This is a genomic window from Myroides phaeus (genome assembly GCF_900099675.1).
Classification (GTDB): Bacteria; Bacteroidota; Bacteroidia; order Flavobacteriales; family Flavobacteriaceae; genus Flavobacterium; species Flavobacterium phaeum.
Window position 1 is genome coordinate 17,488 of the sequence record NZ_FNDQ01000026.1, and the last position, 18,030, is coordinate 35,517.

Genomic DNA, 18,030 nt, shown 5'->3' on the forward strand with positions numbered 1-18,030 from the left:
TAAACAAGATGAAGAAGTTTTTTGAAACATTAGCCAGTATTTGGAAAATAGAGGAGTTGAAGAACAAAATCTTGATAACATTGGGATTATTACTTGTGTACCGTTTTGGTACACAAGTAACCCTTCCAGGTATTGACGCAACGAAATTGCAAGCTTTAACAGAGCAAACTGACCAAGGTATTGGTTGGTTGATTAATGTTTTTACAGGTGGTGCATTTTCGCAAGCATCTGTATTTGCATTAGGTATTATGCCTTATATTTCTGCTTCCATTGTTGTTCAGTTGATGGGAATTGCGGTTCCTTATCTTCAGAAACTCCAAAATGATGGGGAAAGCGGTAGAAAGAAAATGAACCAGATAACAAGATGGTTAACTATTGGTATTACTTTATTACAAGGACCTAGCTATATCTATAACTTGTATGTCCAACTACCATCAGATGCATTTTTGTTAGGTTTCAATTCTTTCTCATTCTTGTTTTCTTCAGTAATTATACTAGTTACCGGAACTATTTTTGCAATGTGGTTAGGTGAGAAAATTACTGATAAAGGTATTGGAAATGGTATTTCATTATTGATTATGGTTGGTATTATTGCAAGACTTCCAATGTCTTTCATCCAAGAATTCCAATCAAGAATTACAGATAATAATGGAGGACCAATGTTGGTGGTTATAGAAGTAATTTTATGGTTGTTAATCATTGTTGCTTGTATCTATTTAACTCTTGCAGTGAGACGTATACCGGTTCAATATGCAAGAAGAAGTGCTTCGGGGACTTATGATCAATCTATGTTAGGCGGTAATCGTCAGTGGATCCCTTTAAAGCTAAATGCTTCAGGAGTTATGCCGATCATTTTTGCACAAGCAATTATGTTCGTGCCAGCAGCAGTTGCTGGTTTATCAACTTCTGATACTGCTAAATCAATCAGTTCTACATTCCATAATGTGTTCGGATGGCAGTATAATTTACTTTTTGCTTTATTAATCATAATTTTTACGTACTTTTACACCGCAATTACAGTACCTACTAATAAAATGGCAGACGATCTAAAGAGAAGTGGTGGTTTTATTCCTGGTGTTAAGCCTGGTTCTGACACAGCTGACTACTTAGATAGAATTATGTCGTTAATTACATTCCCAGGGTCTCTTTATCTGGCTTTGATAGCAATATTTCCTGCTATTGTAGTTAGTTTATTAGGAGTTCAACAAGGTTGGGCAATGTTTTACGGTGGAACGTCGTTATTGATTATGGTTAGTGTTGTAATCGATACAATACAACAAGTTAATTCATACTTGCTGAATAAACAGTATGATGGTATGATGACGAGTGGTAAAAATAGGAAAGCAATAGCTTAATTTTTTATGGCAAAACAATCAGCAATAGAACAAGACGGTTCAATCATTGAAGCATTATCAAATGCAATGTTCCGTGTGGAATTAGAAAATGGACATATAGTAATCGCTCATATATCTGGAAAAATGCGTATGCACTACATTAAGTTGTTACCAGGTGACCGAGTTAAATTGGAAATGAGCCCTTACGATTTGACCAAAGCAAGAATTACTTATAGATATTAAAGAGGCTATTAAAATGAAAGTAAGAGCATCAGTTAAAAAAAGAAGTGCCGAGTGCATTATAGTACGTAGAAAAGGTAGACTTTACGTTATTAATAAAAAGAATCCTAGATTTAAACAAAGACAAGGATAATTATGGCAAGAATCGCAGGGGTAGACATACCTAAACACAAAAGAGGAGTTATTGCTTTAACTTATATCTTCGGAATTGGTTCAAGCAGAGCTAAAGAAATTCTTGGAAGAGCGCAAGTTAGCGAAGATAAAAAAGTTCAAGAATGGAATGATGACGAGATCGGAGCTATTCGTGAAGCTGTTTCTCATTTCACAATTGAAGGTGAATTACGTTCAGAGATTTCTTTAAACATCAAACGTTTAATGGATATCGGATGCTACAGAGGTATCCGTCATAGATCTGGTCTTCCATTAAGAGGACAAAGAACTAAGAACAACTCTAGAACAAGAAAAGGTAAAAGAAAAACTGTTGCTAACAAGAAAAAAGCAACTAAATAATAAGTAGTAATATGGCTAAAGCGAATACAAAAAAGCGTAAAGTACTTGTTGAAGCAACAGGTGAGGCTCATATTAATGCGACATTTAACAATATCATCATTTCATTGACTAATAAAAAAGGTGAAGTGATTTCTTGGTCATCAGCAGGTAAAATGGGATTCAGAGGTTCTAAAAAGAACACTCCTTACGCTGCTCAAATGGCTGCAGAAGATTGCGGTAAAGTTGCACTTGAGGCAGGATTGAAAAAAGTTAAAGTTTATGTAAAAGGACCAGGTAATGGAAGAGAATCTGCTATCAGATCTTTACATAACAACGGAATTGAAGTAACTGAGATTATCGATATTACTCCAATGCCACATAACGGATGTCGTCCTCCGAAAAGAAGAAGAGTTTAATTTATAGTATAACCTAAGGTAGGAAAAGATTATCGGAGGAAAGTGACCTGAATTCATAATCCCTACCTTTTTTTAATTTTTAGAAATGGCAAGATATACTGGTCCACAAACGAAAATCGCTCGTAAGTTTGGAGAAGCAATCTTCGGTGATGATAAATCATTCGAAAAAAGAAACTACCCTCCAGGGCAACACGGATTAGCAAAGAAAAGAGGTAAAAAATCTGAATATGCTGTCCAATTAATGGAGAAACAAAAAGCTAAATATACTTATGGTATTTTAGAAAAACAATTCAGTAACTTATTCAAGAAAGCTTCTGCTGCTCGTGGTGTTACTGGTGAAGTTTTAATTCAATTATGTGAGTCAAGATTAGACAACGTAGTTTATAGAATGGGTATTGCTCCATCTCGTAGAGCTGCTCGTCAAATTGTTTCTCATAGACATATTACTGTAAATGGAGAATTGGTAAACATTCCTTCATATCAATTGAAACCTGGTGATAAAGTAGCTGTTCGTGCTAAATCAAAATCTCTAGAGATTATCGAACGTTCATTATCTAATTCTAGTGCTGTTTACGAATGGATTACTTGGAATCCTGAAACTTTAGAAGGTACTTTCGTTTCTGTACCTCAAAGACTTCAAGTTCCAGAAAACATCAAAGAACAGTTAATCGTAGAGTTGTACAACAAATAATAATTGACATTCAGTCGAAACAAATATGGCAATATTTAATTTTCAAAAGCCCGATAAAGTTATCATGATTGATTCGACCGATTTTAAGGGTAAATTCGAATTTAGACCTTTAGAACCGGGATATGGATTGACTATAGGTAATGCATTAAGAAGAGTTCTTCTTTCTTCACTTGAAGGATATGCTATTACTTCAGTTCGTATCGAGGGTGTGGATCATGAGTTTTCTACTATCGCTGGTGTAGTTGAGGATGTTACTGAAATCATTCTTAACCTAAAACAAGTTCGTTTTAAACGTCAAATAGAGGATGTAGATAATGAAACTGTAAGTATTTCTTTCTCTGGTAAAGAACAGTTAACTGCAGGAGACTTCCAGAAATTTATTTCAAGTTTCCAAATTCTGAATCCAGAATTGGTTATCTGTAACATGGATAGTAATGTAACTATTAATATGGATCTTACTATTGAGAAGGGAAGAGGTTATGTACCAGCTGAAGAGAATAGAAAACCTAATGCACCTATTGGTACTATCTTTACTGACTCAATTTATACTCCAGTTAAGAACGTTAAGTATGCTATAGAAAACTATCGTGTTGAACAAAAAACTGATTACGAAAAGTTAGTGTTTGACATTATTACAGATGGTTCTATTCATCCAAAAGATGCGTTAACAGAAGCTGCAAAAACTTTGATTCACCACTTTATGTTATTTTCTGATGAGAGAATTACTTTGGAGGCTGATGAAATTGCACAAACTGAATCTTATGACGAGGAATCTCTTCATATGAGACAGCTTCTAAAAACTAAATTGGTAGATCTTGATCTTTCAGTTAGAGCATTGAATTGTTTGAAAGCGGCTGAAGTAGATACATTAGGAGACTTAGTTTCATTTAACAAAAATGACTTAATGAAGTTTAGAAATTTCGGTAAGAAATCTCTTTCTGAATTAGAAGAGTTAGTTGCTGTTAAAGGGCTTAATTTCGGGATGGATCTATCAAAATACAAATTAGATAAAGAATAATATAGACTTTAAGTCTAAATTCTAGAAAGAAATGAGACACGGAAAGAAAATAAATCATTTAGGTAGAAAAGCTGGACATAGAAATTCTATGTTGGCTAATATGGCTTGTTCTTTAATCGAGCACAAGCGTATCAATACTACTGTTGCTAAAGCTAAAGCTTTGAAACAGTTTATTGAACCATTAGTAACTAAATCTAAAACTGACGATACTCATAACCGTCGCGTTGTTTTTTCTTACTTAAGAAACAAAGAGGCTGTTACTGAACTTTTTAGAGAAGTTGCTCAAAAAGTTGGAGATCGTCCAGGTGGATATACTCGTATCATTAAGTTAGGAAACCGTTTAGGTGATAACGCTGATATGGCAATGATCGAATTAGTAGATTTCAACGAAATCTATAACGTTGCTAAGAAAGATGCTAAAAAATCTAACACTCGTAGAGGTAAGAAAAAAGCAACTGAAGCTCCTGCAACTGAAGCAAATACTAATGAATAGTTTTTTTAAAATTATTTATTATTAATTATATTAAAGGACACCCTTTTAGGGTTGTCCTTTTTTTTTATTTTTGTAATTCATACAACACAACTTTATTATGGAATATATAGAAAGAAAAAAGGCTCTTTTAGTTTTAAAAGATGGTACAGTTTTTTATGGTAAGTCAATTGGTATTGAGGGGACTGCATTTGGTGAGATTTGTTTTAATACTGGTATGACAGGATATCAAGAGATATTCACTGACCCATCTTATTTTGGTCAAATTATGTTAGCTACTACTGCACATATTGGTAATTATGGAGTTAATAATAATGAAGTTGATTCGGATGGTATTAAGATTGCTGGTTTAGTTTGTAAGAATTTTAGTTTTAATCATTCACGTGTTGACTCTAATTCTGATTTACTAACGTATTTGAAAGAGGCAAATTTAGTTGCTATTTCAGATGTAGATACTCGTGCTTTAACAGCTCATATTCGTGATAACGGAGCTATGAATGCAATTATTTCAACTGATGGTAAGTCTGTTTCTGAATTGAAAGAATTACTAAATAATGTTCCTTCAATGGATGGTTTAGAACTTTCATCGAAAGTTTCTACAAAAGAGGCTTATACTTTTGGAAATAGTTCTGCAAGTTTTAAAGTTGCGGCAATAGATTTTGGTATTAAAACTAATATTTTACGTTGCTTCGATGAGAGAGATTGTTTTGTAAAGGTATTCCCTTATAATGTTTCCTTTGCTGAGTTAGAAGCTTTTGAAGCTGATGGTTATTTCCTATCTAATGGGCCTGGTGATCCTAAAGCACTAGCATCGCTTGGTGTTTTAGATACGGTGAACAAGGTTATTGATTCTGGTAAGCCAGTTTTCGGAATTTGTTTAGGGCATCAGTTGATTGGTCTTTCACAAGGGGTTTCTACTTTTAAGATGTTTAGTGGGCATAGAGGTGTTAATCATCCTATTATGAACAAAGAAACAGGAAGAGGTGAGATTACTTCTCAAAATCATGGTTTTGCTATTGAAAAAGCAGCATTGGATAGACATCCTAATTTAGAATTAACGCATGTTCATTTAAATGATGGAACTGTTGCAGGTATGAAAATGATTGATAGAGAAGTATTTTCTGTACAGTATCACCCTGAATCAAGTCCTGGACCACACGATTCAAGATATTTATTTGATGAGTTCGTACAAAGTATGATCAAAAAGAAGGGAGCTTAATAAGCTCTTTTTTTTTGTTTTTTAGTAGTATTTTGGTGAAATATAGGAATACCACTTTTTTAATTTGTAAATTTGTTTATACTAAATTTTAAGACACAATATATGAGTACAATTGTAAGTGTGCATGCACGTCAAATCTTAGATTCAAGAGGTAATCCTACTGTTGAAGTTGATGTAGTTACTGAAAATGGTTTTTTAGGTAGAGCTGCTGTTCCTTCTGGAGCATCTACTGGTGAACACGAAGCTGTAGAGTTACGTGATGGTGGAAAAGCATTTATGGGTAAAGGAGTTTTGAAAGCAGTCGATAATGTGAATAATATTATTGCTGAACATGTAGTTGGTGTTAGTGTTTTTGAACAAAATACTATTGATCAATTAATGATTGAACTTGATGGAACTTCAAATAAAGGTAATTTAGGAGCAAATGCAATCTTAGGTGTTTCTCTTGCAGTAGCTAGAGCAGCAGCAGCAGAATTGAATATTCCTTTGTATCGCTATGTAGGTGGTGTTTCTGCTAATACTCTACCTGTTCCTATGATGAATATCATTAACGGAGGTTCTCATTCAGATGCACCTATTGCATTTCAAGAGTTTATGATTATGCCTGTGAAAGCTATTACTTTTACACATGCTATGCAGATGGGAACGGAAATTTTTCATCACTTGAAAAATGTTCTTCATGAAAGAGGGTTGAGTACTGCTGTTGGTGATGAAGGTGGTTTTGCACCAACTTTAAAAGGTACTGAAGATGCATTAGACTCTATCAAGAAAGCTGTTGAAAATGCAGGATATAGATTTGGTGATGAAATTATGATAGCTTTAGACTGTGCAGCGTCTGAATTTTATGTTGATGGAAAGTATGATTATACTAAGTTTGAAGGTGATTTAGGTAAAGTACGTACGTCTAAAGAACAAGCTGATTATCTTGCTGAATTAGCAGCAAAATATCCTATTATTTCTATAGAAGATGGTATGCAAGAGGATGATTGGGAAGGATGGAAGTATTTAACGGAAAGAATTGGAGATAAAGTACAATTAGTTGGAGATGATTTATTTGTTACTAATGTTGAGCGTTTATCAAAAGGTATTGAAGGTAATATTGCAAATTCGATTTTAATTAAGGTTAACCAAATAGGTACTTTAACAGAAACTATTGCAGCTGTTAATATGGCTAAAAATGCTGGTTATACATCAGTAATGTCTCACCGTTCTGGTGAAACAGAGGATAGTACAATCGCTGATTTAGCTGTAGCTTTAAATTGTGGGCAAATTAAGACAGGTTCTGCTTCTCGTTCTGATCGTATGGCTAAGTATAATCAATTACTTAGAATTGAAGAGGAATTAGGTGATGTTGCTTACTATCCTCAAAGCAATGCTTTTAAAGTAAAATAAGATATTATATTTATTATATAGTAAAGAGCGATAACAAGACAATGTTATCGCTCTTTTTTGTTTTTAGTTTTTCTCTATATGAATATGAATCTTAGTAATGGTATAAAAGCTTTCTTTTTTCTAATTTTTTGGGTTTGTATTTCTTTTGTTTTTTAAGATTTTTAGTATGAAAAATGAAATATACTTTAGGTTAAATTTCGATATGGTATCGTTCTATGTCAAAGCTGATTTTTTAAGTATAATTCTACGCATTTAGGTTGTGTTTAAACTTGTATGTATGCATAATAAGTCGTATCTTTCCTTCTGAATTTCTTTGGTTTTTAATAAATAGCAAAGATTTAATTTAGTAATGAAAAAATAAAATAATAACAATATGTCTAAAACAGCTTATATAGAAGTTGATGGTCAAAGACACGAATTTCCAGTGTTAGTTGGTACAGAAGATGAAGTAGCAATTGATATCCTTAAATTACGTGCATTAACAGGGGCTATCACTTATGATCCAGGTTATAAGAATTCTGGGTCTTGTAAAAGTGCAATTACTTTTCTTGATGGTGAAAAAGGAATTTTAAGGTATAGAGGATACTCGATTGAAGATTTAGCTGGTAAATCAAACTTTTTAGAAGTAGCATATTTAATTATCTTTGGTGAATTACCTACTAAAGAGCAAATTGAGAAATTTGAAAATGATATTAGAAGACATTCTTTAGTTAATGAAGAAATGAAGAATATCATAGATGGTTTTCCAAAGACTGCACACCCTATGGGAGTATTAGCTTCTTTAACAAGTGCTTTAACTGCTTTTAATCCAAAAGTTGTCAATGCTGATTGTGAGAAAGATTTATATGATGCAGTATGTAAGACTATGAGTAAGTTTTTAGTTATTGCAACTTGGACTCATAGAAAAGCTAAAGGTTATCCATTAAACTATTATGATAATACTAAAAGTTATGTAGATAACTTCTTACGTCTAATGTTCGCTTTGCCAACTCAACCGTATGAAATTGATCCTGTAATTAAAAATGCAATAGATAAGTTATTTATTTTGCATGCTGATCATGAGCAAAACTGTTCTACTTCTACTGTAAGAATTGTTGGTTCATCTCACGCAGGTCTTTTTGCATCTGTTTCTGCCGGTGTTTCTGCTTTATGGGGACCATTACACGGTGGTGCTAACCAAGCAGTACTTGAAATGTTAGAAGCTATTCAAAATGATGGTGGTGATGTTGATAAGTACATTGCAAAAGCAAAAGATAAGGATGATGCTTTTAGATTGATGGGATTCGGGCATAGAGTTTATAAAAACTTTGACCCAAGAGCTCGTATAATCAAAAAAGCTGCAGATGAAGTGTTGAGTAAATTAGGAGTTGATGATCCAGTTTTAGAGATTGCTAAGAAATTAGAAGAAGCTGCATTAAAAGATCCTTATTTCGTTGAAAGACATTTATATCCTAATGTTGATTTCTATTCAGGAATTATTTATAGAGCATTAGGTATTCCAACTGAAATGTTCACTGTAATGTTCGCTATTGGACGTTTACCAGGTTGGATTGCTCAATGGAAAGAAATGAGAATTAATAAAGAGCCAATTGGAAGACCTCGCCAGTTATATGTAGGGGAAGCTTTGAGAAGTTTTGTTCCAATTGATGAAAGAAAATAATAACTTTATGTTATAAATTATGAGAGGGTGATCATGCGTCACCCTCTTTTTTTTGTTTAAAATAAGGTAAATAAATAGTCAAATTTTAGGGTCTTTTTCTGGGCTTTTATTTATTTGATACAATATTTATTGAGTTGATTATTCAGTGTCCTTTTTTGCTATATTTGTGGAAAATGACTATTATGTTAAAACTAAATGTAACCAATGAAACTGCTCGTTTGCGGGCTGTGGTCCTAGGTACTGCAAAAAGTAACGGACCCACACCTACGATTGAAGAAGCATATGACCCAAAATCTTTAGAACATATTAAAGCAGGTACTTATCCAATAGAAGCTGATATGATAAAGGAAATGGATGCTTTTAATAATGTATTTAAGAAATACGATGTTCAGGTTTTTAGACCTGAGATAATTGAAAACTATAATCAAATTTTTACTCGCGATATTGGTTTTGTTATTGATGATAAATTCATTAAAGCTAATATTCTTCCTGATAGAGATCGTGAGCTCGAAGCTATACACTACGTTTTAGATAAAATTAATGATAATGATATTATATCCGCACCAGACGAAGTTCATTTCGAGGGTGGTGATGTAATGTTATGGGATGATCATATTTTTATCGGTTCTTATAAACGTCCTGATTATAAAGATTATATTACTGCAAGAACTAATGAGGCTGGTGTAAACTTTATAAAGGAATTGTTTCCTAATAAAATTGTTAAGAGTTTTGATTTAGTTAAGTCTAAAGTCGAACCAAGAGATAATGCCTTGCATTTAGATTGTTGTTTTCAGCCAGTTGGTAAGGATAAAGCTATAATTTATAAAGGTGGTTTTTATGATGAAAAAGAATATCAGTATTTAGTTGATCTTTTTGGTTATGATAATTTGTTCCATATTGAGAGAGAAGAAATGTATCATATGTTTTCTAATGTATTTTCTATAGCTCCAGATGTTGTTGTTTCTGAAAGAAACTTTAAACGTTTAAATGATTGGTTGAGAAATCATAATTTTACTGTAGAAGAAATTCCTTATGCTGAAATAGCTAAGCAAGAGGGGTTATTAAGATGTTCTACTTTACCTTTAATACGTGATTAATTATATAAAAAGATATGAGTCAAACTACAAATAATATTTTAATGATTCGTCCAGTTGCTTTTAGAATGAATGAGCAAACGGCTGTGAATAATTATTATCAAAAAGTTTTAGATAACTTAACACCTGCAACAGTTAACGCAAAGGCTCAACTTGAGTTTGATGTGTTTGTTGAAAAACTTAGAGCTGTGGGGGTGAATGTTATTGTTGTGGAGGATACCTTAGATCCTGATACACCTGATAGTATTTTTCCAAATAATTGGATTTCATTTCATGAATCTGGAGAAATAGTATTATACCCAATGTTTGCTGAGAATAGGAGGGGAGAACGTAGAGAGGATATTCTTGATGTGTTAGAAGAACAAGGTTTCGTTATAAATGATGTATGGGATTATACATCAGCTGAAGAAGATGATTTGTTTTTAGAGGGAACAGGTAGTTTATTACTTGATCGTGTAAATGAAAAAACTTATTGTGCATTATCTCCTCGTGCTGATGAAGGTTTAGTTATAGAGTTTTGTGAAGATTTTGAAATGGACCCTGTTATTTTCGAAGCATTTCAAAATGTAAATGGAGAGAGAAAACATATCTATCATACAAATGTAATGATGTGTTTAGCTGAAACATTTGCTGTTATTTGCTTAGATTGTATTGATGATAAACAGGAAAAAAAGATTGTTTTAAATAATTTAAAAAACTCAGGTAAAGAAGTAATAGCAATTACTGAAGATCAAGTGAATAACTTTGCAGGTAATATGTTACAAGTTAAAGGAGCTAATGATAAGAGATATTTAGTAATGTCTACTCAAGCTTATAATAGTTTAACACCAGTACAAGTTAAAAGTATAGAAAAACATTGTGAAATTTTACATAGTTCTTTAGATACAATTGAAGCTTGTGGAGGAGGAAGTGCTCGCTGTATGATGGCAGAGGTTTTTTTACCACAGAATTAATGAAATGTTATATAATTGAAACGGAGCTTTTAAGCTCCGTTTTTTTATTTCAAATATTATTATTTAAAATGAGTTTAAATAATAATATTTCTTATATTTGCAATTGATAATTTATCTTAATGAATAATAAGAAAATATTAATGAAGCGTAAGTTAATAATTGCACTTGGACTATGTTCAGTTTTTAGTGTAGGGGCAAGAGCACAAGTAAATGATACTATTGCTTCACCAGATCAAAAATTAGAAGAAATTGTTATTTCAGGTCAATATAATCCACAGTCAATTAATAAAGCTGTTAATAATGTTACTATATTAAATAGACAAAGAATTGAAAATCTGGGAGCTGTTACTTTAGCTGATGCTTTAAATCAGGTAATGAACATTTCTATATTACCTAACGGAGGTACAGGACGTTCTTCAGTCAAAATGTTTGGATTAGATGCGCAATATTTTACAATATTAATTGATAATGTGCCAATGATTAGTGATGAGGGATTTGGAAATAATACTGATTTGACACAGATAAACCTTGATGATGTTGCGCAAATTGAAATTGTTGAGGGGGCAATGGGTGTTGATTATGGAGCTAATGCTGTTACAGGAATTATCAATATAATTACTAAGAAAAATAGTATTCACGACTGGAATGTGAAGACATTTTTACAGGAGGAAACGGTGGGAAAAGAGTATGATTTCAAGAATAAAGGTAAACATATTCAAGGTATTACTATTGGGCATAATATTAATGACAATATATACGCAAGCTTAAGTTATACACATAATGATTTTAAAGGTTGGTATAACGATAGAGAGGGACATAATTATTATGGAGATGATGATAAAAGAGGACATGATTGGTTACCTAAAAATCAGAATAATGTAAAAGGACTTTTAAACTATCATAAAGGTAAATATAGAGTTTTTTATAAGTTTGAGTATTTCGATGAACGTATGAAAAATTATTCTCATTTATATGAATTCAACGAAGATCCTGTTTTTGAAACCATTGACCCAACAGCGAAGGATAAAATTACAAATACTAAACGTTGGTCTAATGTATTAAATACGTCTGGAACAATGGGGGATTTAATGTTTTTTGACCTTTCGTTTTCTTATCAAAAGCAAGAAAGAAATATTGATAGTTACCGTTATCGTATTAAATATGATGAAAAATTTGATAGAGAGTCTTTTAAAAATGAAAGTAAGGAAGTGTGGTTTTCAAGGGGTACTTTTAGTGATTTTATAAAGTGGGAAAAGGCAAAGTTCCAAGTAGGTTATGAAATTCTAAATAATAAAGGGTATTCAAGTATGACTGAGGTGCTGGGAGAAAAGCCAAAGAATAAAACTCTTGGAAGTTATGATTTTTATGCCTCTTCAGAAATTAAGGTTACTCCTAAGTTTATGGTGAGACCTGGATATCGTTTAATGACCTCAAATGTTTTTGAAAGTCAACATGCTTTTAGTTTAGTAATGAAGTATGTATTTAATAAGGATTATGAATTACGTGCAACTGTAGGTACTTCGCCAAGATTACCTAATTATGAAGAACTATATACTTACTTTGTAGATGTTAATCATGATTTACAGGGTAACCCTGATCTAAGTCCTGAGAAAGGAAAAACTCTTTTTGTGAATTTAAAGAAAGAGTATAACATTTCTGATGATTTTAATGCAACAACTAGTTTAACGGGTAGATATTTAACTGTGCAGGATAAAATTGATTTAATTGAGATCGTAAGTCCAGATGGGTTGCGATTTGAATATAATAATGTTGATCGCTTTAGAAATATTGGTTTTACTATTTTAAATCAATTAAGTTATAAGCAGTTCAATTTTGGACTTGGTTTTACTATGTCAGGTACTGCTCAAGAGATATTTAATGCACCTCAAGATGTAGATAAGTTTTTATATACACCTGAAGTTACAGCTAATATTAGTTATAGATTACCTAAAACAGGATCTGTTTTCTCAGTTTATTATAAGTATAATGGTGAGGAATATAAGTATAAAAAGGAGAGTGATATTTTTGGAGATTATTATATTAAGGGAAAACAAGAGAGTTATTCAATGCTTGATTTAACAGCGAGACAGCCTTTTTTAGATAAAAAACTAATGTTAACTGTAGGGGTAAGAAATTTATTTGATATTAAATATTTAAAATCTACAACAAGTGCTGGAACTGCTCATGATGGTGGAGTTACTACAATTCCTTTAGGATATGGGACTAGTGTTTTTATGAAATTACAATATGATTTAGGTTTTTAGAAGTAAAAAAAATGAAGAATTTTATTAAAATAAGTGTATTGTCATTGATAATGTGTCTTTTTCTTTCGTGTGAAAAGGATTCGAAAAATGGTAATAATGAAAGCAGAGATTTTATTGTAGCATTTGCAGAACAGTCTATTTCATATTTGGATATTAAGAGTACAAAAAATATTTCATTAATATTTTCAGACGTTGCAATTGAAAGTGGTAGTGTTGAGATTCGAGTAAAAGCAACTAATGCTGAATATGGAAGTGACTTCGAAACTTTACCTGCCGTTTCAGATGAAGTTTTAATTGTCCCTTTTGTAAAAGGAGATAAAGGAGCTGAGTTTACGTTTAAAAATATTGAGTTTCCGTGGAGACGTCAAGATATGACTATACAGTTTCAAATAGAAAGAGTTAATTATAAAGGAGCGAATGCTTTGATTCAAGGGTATAATTTAATGGCTATTAGTTTTGATGCTGCATTAGGAGGGATTTTAAGTCCTGCTATTGGTGGACCAAGTCAGCCATTCCAGGTATATGTTGATTTAGGAGGTAAAGCTACTTATCCTATTAAACGTGATGCCTGGGACTTAGCTTTTTATTCTGGAAAAGAGGATGTTGTTAAGATAAATGGAGCTGTTTATATGGCAGCTGGTAAATTAGCTTTTAATGATATTGATAAAGTGAATGAAGGTCACGTTAATGAAATGAAAAAGTTGGTTCAAATAGGAACTTTTGATGCCGCAAATACTGCTTATATTGATCATACTTCTGGTAATTTAGATTTTACTGCAATCAACAAAATAAGTGATAATGATGTAGAGAATAATGTTTATCTCTTAAATTTAGGTTTTCTTCCTGGTACAGGTAATGTAGCGCCTGGGGCTGTTAATATTACAGGTGATGAAAGGGGTTGGATGAAAATTCGTATTTTGAAAAGAAATGATGGCTATTTATTGCAGTATGCAAATTTAAATGACGTAACCCATAATGAAGTGGTGATCTCTAAGAATGAAGCATTTAATTTTACTTTTTTCAGTTTAAAAGATTTTAAGATTGTTAATGTTGAGCCTTCAAAAAAGAAGTGGGACTTGAACTTTACTGTTTTTACTAATACAGTAGATCAAAATGGGACACCAAAAGGTTCTTATGGTTTCTCAGATTTCATTGTTATTAATCGTTATGGAGGGGTTAAGGCTTATCAAGTTGAGATTCCTAAAGGAGATAAGAAATTTTACAAACAGTTTACTAAGCAAGATATTGTTGAAAGTCATTTGTCTTCTGATTTAACTACTATTGGTGGTAATTGGAGAGATGTTGCAAATGCTAAAGTTTTAAATCGTGATGTTTTTTATGTGATAAAAGATTCTAAAGGGAATTTTTATAAAATGAGAATGCTTGGTTTTATGAATGAGAAGGGAGAGCGTGGCTATCCTAAATTTGAATATAGTTTATTATATTAAAGAAGAGATTACATAGAGAATTGTTGTCGCACTTTATGTATGTGATTCAATTAAATTACCAAATGCTTATGTATTTGTTGTTTATTGAGTTGTTAGTTTATTTTTGTTAGAAGAACCCCAAGTTTGTCGCACTTGGGGTTTTTTGATATATCTACTTACTATATTTAGAGTGTTTTATAGTGTAAAGAAATATTTGAGGGTTATTTATTGCTGATATCCAGAATAATGTTTTATGTGGGATATTCTATTATCTTTTTCTGTATTGCTTGTTTGTTAGATTGTGGTAAATTCGCTGACTAATAAATTTAGTGTATATTAACATGCTAAATAAAAATATACAACACAACAAAAAAATGGAATTATTACGTCAACGTATTCTTCAAGATGGTAAATGTTTTGAAGGAGGTATTTTAAAAGTGGATAGCTTTATTAATCATCAAATGGATCCTGTTTTGATGAAGTCAATCGGTGTTGAATTTGTACGTCGTTTCGCTTCAAGTAATGTTAATAAGATTATGACAATTGAAGCAAGTGGTATTGCTCCTGCTATTATGACGGGGTATTTATTGAATTTGCCTGTGGTTTTCGCTAAGAAGAAAAAACCTACTACTATGGAAAACATGTTACATACGCAGATCCATTCTTTTACAAAAGATAGAACTTATGATGTTGTTATTAGTGGAGACTTTTTAAAACCTGGTGATAATGTTCTTTTTGTAGATGATTTTTTAGCTTACGGTAATGCTGCAATTGGAGTTTTAGATTTAATAGAACAATCTGGAGCTAATTTGGTAGGAATGGGATTTATCATTGAAAAAGCTTTTCAAAATGGTAGAAAGCTATTAGAAGAGAAGGGGGTGAGAGTAGAGTCACTAGCTATAATTGATGATTTATCTAATTGTACAATTGATATTAGATAGTTATACAGAATCACTTCTTTATTGAAGTGATTTTTGTTTTTAGAGGGGTATTACTTTCTTTATTTTTAAAATAAAAATAAGTATCTTGTAGTTTGTGTGAAATTATATATGAGTGTCATGGGAGATAAATCTAAAAAAATACTTTATTCTTTTTTAGATCTTGCAATTGTAGGAGAGGGTAAGAGTATTAGTCAAACGTTACAAAGTGTTTTAAAGGTTGCTCAATGTGCTGAAAAATTTAACTACAGTAGATTTTGGATGGCAGAGCATCATAATATGGCGAATATAGCTTCTTCTGCTACATCTGTTTTAATTGGTTTTATTGCAAGTGGTACGTCTAAAATAAAGGTAGGGTCAGGTGGAGTTATGTTGCCTAATCATTCTTCTTTAGTTATTGCTGAACAATTTGGTACTTTAGATGCATTGTATCCTAATAGAATAGATTTGGGAGTAGGGCGTGCTCCTGGAACGGATCAACTTACTGCTATGGCATTAAGGAGAAACGATGTTCAAATAGCAGATTTATTTCCTAAGCAAATCGATGAGTTGCAAAGTTATTTTAGCAATACTGATAAGCAATGTAAAGTTCGTGCTTTCCCAGGTGAAGGGGCTAATGTTCCTTTATGGATATTGGGTTCAAGTACTGAAAGTGCATATTTAGCCGCAGAACTAGGGTTACCTTATGTTTTTGCAAGTCATTTCGCTCCTCATCAGCTTCAACAGGCGAGTAGAATTTATAAGAAATATTTTAAGCCGTCTTCTCAATTACAAGAACCTTATTTTGTTGCTTGTGTAAATGCTATTGTTGCCAATACGTCTGAAAAAGCACAGTTTTTAGCTACATCTTTCTATAAAATGTTTTTAGGGATTATTCGAAATGATAGGAAGCCAATGCAAGAACCTTGTGATACTATGAATGGTGTTTGGACTACTGAAGAGGAAGCTGCAGTATATAATATGACGGCTTGTTCTTTTATAGGAACTCCTGATGACATAAGGGAGGATGTTCAACGTTTTTGTGATATCTTAGAGGTAGATGAATTAATGATTACAGCACCTATTTATGATGAACAAGAAAAAATAATTAGTTTAGAATTATTTTCGGAGGTAATAAAGGAGTGTAGAAAATAATTTTTTGTTTTATAATATAAATATGAGTTTGTTTAAGAGAATAGGAGGATTGATTTTTATTACTACTCTTTTTTTGAATTGTAATGATAAAGTAGATGTCCAGGTTGTTGATTTTAATAATGAATACTCTATTGAGTTACCAACTTATTTAAAAAGAGTTGAAGGTTTGAACTCTGAAGCGTCATTGCAATATATGAATTCTATTAGAGGTGTATGTGTGATGGTAATTGAAGAGCCTAAATCTAATCTTACAAAGTTAATAGCGATATCAACTTCAAAGAGAAATTATTCGGATAGTTTAGAGGGGTATGTTGATTTTTTCTTGGAGCAAATTGATAAGAAATTTAGTATAATAAGTAAGCCGGTTATTCAAAATTCAACTACAAAAAATAATAAGTCGGTGTTTCTTTCTTTTGAGGTAAGGTTGGTTGAGAGTGATATTTATTATAATATTGTTTTAGTTGAGGGGAAAGAAAAATATTATCAAGTATATACGTGGGTTCCTGTTAACGGAAAAGTTGATGAACAGGATTCTATGAGGAAAATATTGGAGTCTTTTAAAGAATTATAAAATATTTGGAATGTCATTTCTATAACCTAAACGTTAAGTGGCTTTTTTGTTTGGCGTTAGCATAGCTCTTTTATAAGATTCACACTTTGAATAGCTTGTAAACACTGGACTTTAGGCTGTTTTATAAAGGTTTACTTTGTTGCTTAGTCGTAGATAGCTCGTAGATAAGTCGTAGATGGTTCGCAAAAAAGGACTTTAGGCGAGGTATCTACGGCTTATCTCTGGTGTATCTCCGAGCAATCTTCATTCAAGATGATGTAATGATTGTGATAATCAGTGTGTTATGTTAAATATGGATAAAAGCGGGACGGAGTTTATAGTGCATATGATGTCATGTGATAGCAAATGATGTCAAAATAACCGCTTTACAATTACGTATAGAAGTGATATAACTAATTTTGTACCTATATAAGGAGAGTAATAAGAATACCTATAATAGTATACCTATATATAGAGTGTTTACTTTACTAAAGAAGTCAGACCTATTTGAACCAATAAAAACAAAAAGAAAAAAAAACTTTCAGAGGTAAGAGGCAACATAACAACACGTTATAAAAAACCTTACAAAAAAGGAGTTGTAAAGTTTGGAAATAGCCAAAAAGATACTACTTTTGCATCCGCATTACAGCAGACGATCATACACAAATAGTGAAAGAGTAAAGATAAAAAAGTAACGTTATTTCGCTTTGAAAAAAATAAG

Annotated in this window: 18 protein-coding genes; all 18 read left to right on the forward strand. The window is 32.0% G+C overall.

Going from position 1 to position 18,030, the window contains the following annotated elements; genetic code table 11:
• The first annotated feature begins 8 nt into the window (after nucleotides 1-8).
• The 18 genes from secY (at nucleotide 9) to BLT46_RS11410 (ending at nucleotide 17,330) form a co-directional block, all read left to right on the forward strand.
• Nucleotides 9-1,355, forward strand: a complete 1,347-nt coding sequence (gene secY / locus BLT46_RS11325) for a preprotein translocase subunit SecY (RefSeq protein ID WP_090410233.1) — start codon at nucleotides 9-11, stop codon at nucleotides 1,353-1,355.
• Nucleotides 1,356-1,361: 6 nt separating this feature from the next.
• Nucleotides 1,362-1,577 (forward strand): translation initiation factor IF-1, encoded by a 216-nt coding sequence (gene infA / locus BLT46_RS11330; RefSeq protein ID WP_090410234.1) that lies wholly within the window; start codon nucleotides 1,362-1,364, stop codon nucleotides 1,575-1,577.
• A 13-nt stretch (nucleotides 1,578-1,590) separates the two neighbouring features.
• The gene (gene ykgO / locus BLT46_RS11335) at nucleotides 1,591-1,707 is read left to right on the forward strand and encodes a type B 50S ribosomal protein L36 (protein ID WP_002987490.1); all 117 of its coding nucleotides are present in this window, start codon (nucleotides 1,591-1,593) and stop codon (nucleotides 1,705-1,707) included.
• Between the two features lie 2 nt (nucleotides 1,708-1,709).
• Nucleotides 1,710-2,084: a 30S ribosomal protein S13 gene (gene rpsM, locus BLT46_RS11340; protein ID WP_090410235.1), complete on the forward strand. Its 375-nt coding sequence runs from the start codon at nucleotides 1,710-1,712 to the stop codon at nucleotides 2,082-2,084.
• An 11-nt stretch (nucleotides 2,085-2,095) separates the two neighbouring features.
• On the forward strand, nucleotides 2,096-2,479 hold the full coding sequence (gene rpsK, locus BLT46_RS11345) for a 30S ribosomal protein S11 (protein ID WP_090410236.1): 384 nt from the start codon (nucleotides 2,096-2,098) through the stop codon (nucleotides 2,477-2,479).
• Between the two features lie 85 nt (nucleotides 2,480-2,564).
• A complete protein-coding gene (gene rpsD / locus BLT46_RS11350) occupies nucleotides 2,565-3,170 on the forward strand; it encodes a 30S ribosomal protein S4 (RefSeq protein WP_090410237.1) in 606 nt (201 codons plus the stop codon).
• A gap of 25 nt (nucleotides 3,171-3,195) precedes the next feature.
• The gene (locus BLT46_RS11355; RefSeq protein WP_006259471.1) at nucleotides 3,196-4,188 is read left to right on the forward strand and encodes a DNA-directed RNA polymerase subunit alpha; all 993 of its coding nucleotides are present in this window, start codon (nucleotides 3,196-3,198) and stop codon (nucleotides 4,186-4,188) included.
• 31 nt (nucleotides 4,189-4,219) lie between these two features.
• Complete coding sequence (gene rplQ, locus BLT46_RS11360) at nucleotides 4,220-4,681, forward strand: 50S ribosomal protein L17 (RefSeq protein WP_090410238.1); 462 nt, start codon at nucleotides 4,220-4,222, stop codon at nucleotides 4,679-4,681.
• 97 nt (nucleotides 4,682-4,778) lie between these two features.
• On the forward strand, nucleotides 4,779-5,897 hold the full coding sequence (gene carA, locus BLT46_RS11365) for a glutamine-hydrolyzing carbamoyl-phosphate synthase small subunit (protein WP_090410239.1): 1,119 nt from the start codon (nucleotides 4,779-4,781) through the stop codon (nucleotides 5,895-5,897).
• 102 nt (nucleotides 5,898-5,999) lie between these two features.
• Entirely contained in the window at nucleotides 6,000-7,289 is a 1,290-nt protein-coding gene (gene eno, locus BLT46_RS11370) for a phosphopyruvate hydratase (RefSeq protein WP_090410240.1), read from the forward strand.
• A gap of 373 nt (nucleotides 7,290-7,662) precedes the next feature.
• Entirely contained in the window at nucleotides 7,663-8,949 is a 1,287-nt protein-coding gene (locus tag BLT46_RS11375) for a citrate synthase (protein ID WP_090410241.1), read from the forward strand.
• A 182-nt stretch (nucleotides 8,950-9,131) separates the two neighbouring features.
• A complete protein-coding gene (locus tag BLT46_RS11380) occupies nucleotides 9,132-10,046 on the forward strand; it encodes a dimethylarginine dimethylaminohydrolase family protein (protein ID WP_090410242.1) in 915 nt (304 codons plus the stop codon).
• A gap of 14 nt (nucleotides 10,047-10,060) precedes the next feature.
• Nucleotides 10,061-10,996, forward strand: coding sequence for a citrulline utilization hydrolase CtlX (gene ctlX / locus BLT46_RS11385; RefSeq protein WP_090410243.1), 936 nt, complete (start codon nucleotides 10,061-10,063; stop codon nucleotides 10,994-10,996).
• 140 nt (nucleotides 10,997-11,136) lie between these two features.
• A complete protein-coding gene (locus BLT46_RS11390; protein WP_090410248.1) occupies nucleotides 11,137-13,260 on the forward strand; it encodes a TonB-dependent receptor plug domain-containing protein in 2,124 nt (707 codons plus the stop codon).
• An 11-nt stretch (nucleotides 13,261-13,271) separates the two neighbouring features.
• Nucleotides 13,272-14,708, forward strand: a complete 1,437-nt coding sequence (locus tag BLT46_RS11395) for an HmuY family protein (RefSeq protein WP_090410244.1) — start codon at nucleotides 13,272-13,274, stop codon at nucleotides 14,706-14,708.
• A gap of 353 nt (nucleotides 14,709-15,061) precedes the next feature.
• The gene (gene xpt / locus BLT46_RS11400) at nucleotides 15,062-15,628 is read left to right on the forward strand and encodes a xanthine phosphoribosyltransferase (RefSeq protein WP_090410249.1); all 567 of its coding nucleotides are present in this window, start codon (nucleotides 15,062-15,064) and stop codon (nucleotides 15,626-15,628) included.
• Nucleotides 15,629-15,745: 117 nt separating this feature from the next.
• Entirely contained in the window at nucleotides 15,746-16,759 is a 1,014-nt protein-coding gene (locus BLT46_RS11405) for an LLM class flavin-dependent oxidoreductase (RefSeq protein WP_090410245.1), read from the forward strand.
• A gap of 22 nt (nucleotides 16,760-16,781) precedes the next feature.
• Nucleotides 16,782-17,330, forward strand: a complete 549-nt coding sequence (locus BLT46_RS11410; protein ID WP_090410246.1) for a hypothetical protein — start codon at nucleotides 16,782-16,784, stop codon at nucleotides 17,328-17,330.
• The last annotated feature ends 700 nt before the right edge of the window (nucleotides 17,331-18,030 follow it).

Excerpts from the sequence above, each read along its gene's own strand:
- xpt (WP_090410249.1), top strand. The coding sequence starts at position 15,062 with ATGGAATTATTACGTCAACGTATTCTTCAAGATGGTAAATGTTTTGAA.
- rpsK (WP_090410236.1), top strand. The coding sequence starts at position 2,096 with ATGGCTAAAGCGAATACAAAAAAGCGTAAAGTACTTGTTGAAGCAACA.
- ykgO (WP_002987490.1), top strand. The coding sequence starts at position 1,591 with ATGAAAGTAAGAGCATCAGTTAAAAAAAGAAGTGCCGAGTGCATTATA.
- rplQ (WP_090410238.1), top strand. The coding sequence starts at position 4,220 with ATGAGACACGGAAAGAAAATAAATCATTTAGGTAGAAAAGCTGGACAT.
- BLT46_RS11405 (WP_090410245.1), top strand. The coding sequence starts at position 15,746 with ATGGGAGATAAATCTAAAAAAATACTTTATTCTTTTTTAGATCTTGCA.
- BLT46_RS11380 (WP_090410242.1), top strand. The coding sequence starts at position 9,132 with ATGTTAAAACTAAATGTAACCAATGAAACTGCTCGTTTGCGGGCTGTG.
- BLT46_RS11355 (WP_006259471.1), top strand. The coding sequence starts at position 3,196 with ATGGCAATATTTAATTTTCAAAAGCCCGATAAAGTTATCATGATTGAT.
- carA (WP_090410239.1), top strand. The coding sequence starts at position 4,779 with ATGGAATATATAGAAAGAAAAAAGGCTCTTTTAGTTTTAAAAGATGGT.
- BLT46_RS11390 (WP_090410248.1), top strand. The coding sequence starts at position 11,137 with ATGAAGCGTAAGTTAATAATTGCACTTGGACTATGTTCAGTTTTTAGT.
- rpsD (WP_090410237.1), top strand. The coding sequence starts at position 2,565 with ATGGCAAGATATACTGGTCCACAAACGAAAATCGCTCGTAAGTTTGGA.
- BLT46_RS11375 (WP_090410241.1), top strand. The coding sequence starts at position 7,663 with ATGTCTAAAACAGCTTATATAGAAGTTGATGGTCAAAGACACGAATTT.
- eno (WP_090410240.1), top strand. The coding sequence starts at position 6,000 with ATGAGTACAATTGTAAGTGTGCATGCACGTCAAATCTTAGATTCAAGA.
- BLT46_RS11395 (WP_090410244.1), top strand. The coding sequence starts at position 13,272 with ATGAAGAATTTTATTAAAATAAGTGTATTGTCATTGATAATGTGTCTT.
- secY (WP_090410233.1), top strand. The coding sequence starts at position 9 with ATGAAGAAGTTTTTTGAAACATTAGCCAGTATTTGGAAAATAGAGGAG.
- ctlX (WP_090410243.1), top strand. The coding sequence starts at position 10,061 with ATGAGTCAAACTACAAATAATATTTTAATGATTCGTCCAGTTGCTTTT.
- BLT46_RS11410 (WP_090410246.1), top strand. The coding sequence starts at position 16,782 with ATGAGTTTGTTTAAGAGAATAGGAGGATTGATTTTTATTACTACTCTT.
- rpsM (WP_090410235.1), top strand. The coding sequence starts at position 1,710 with ATGGCAAGAATCGCAGGGGTAGACATACCTAAACACAAAAGAGGAGTT.
- infA (WP_090410234.1), top strand. The coding sequence starts at position 1,362 with ATGGCAAAACAATCAGCAATAGAACAAGACGGTTCAATCATTGAAGCA.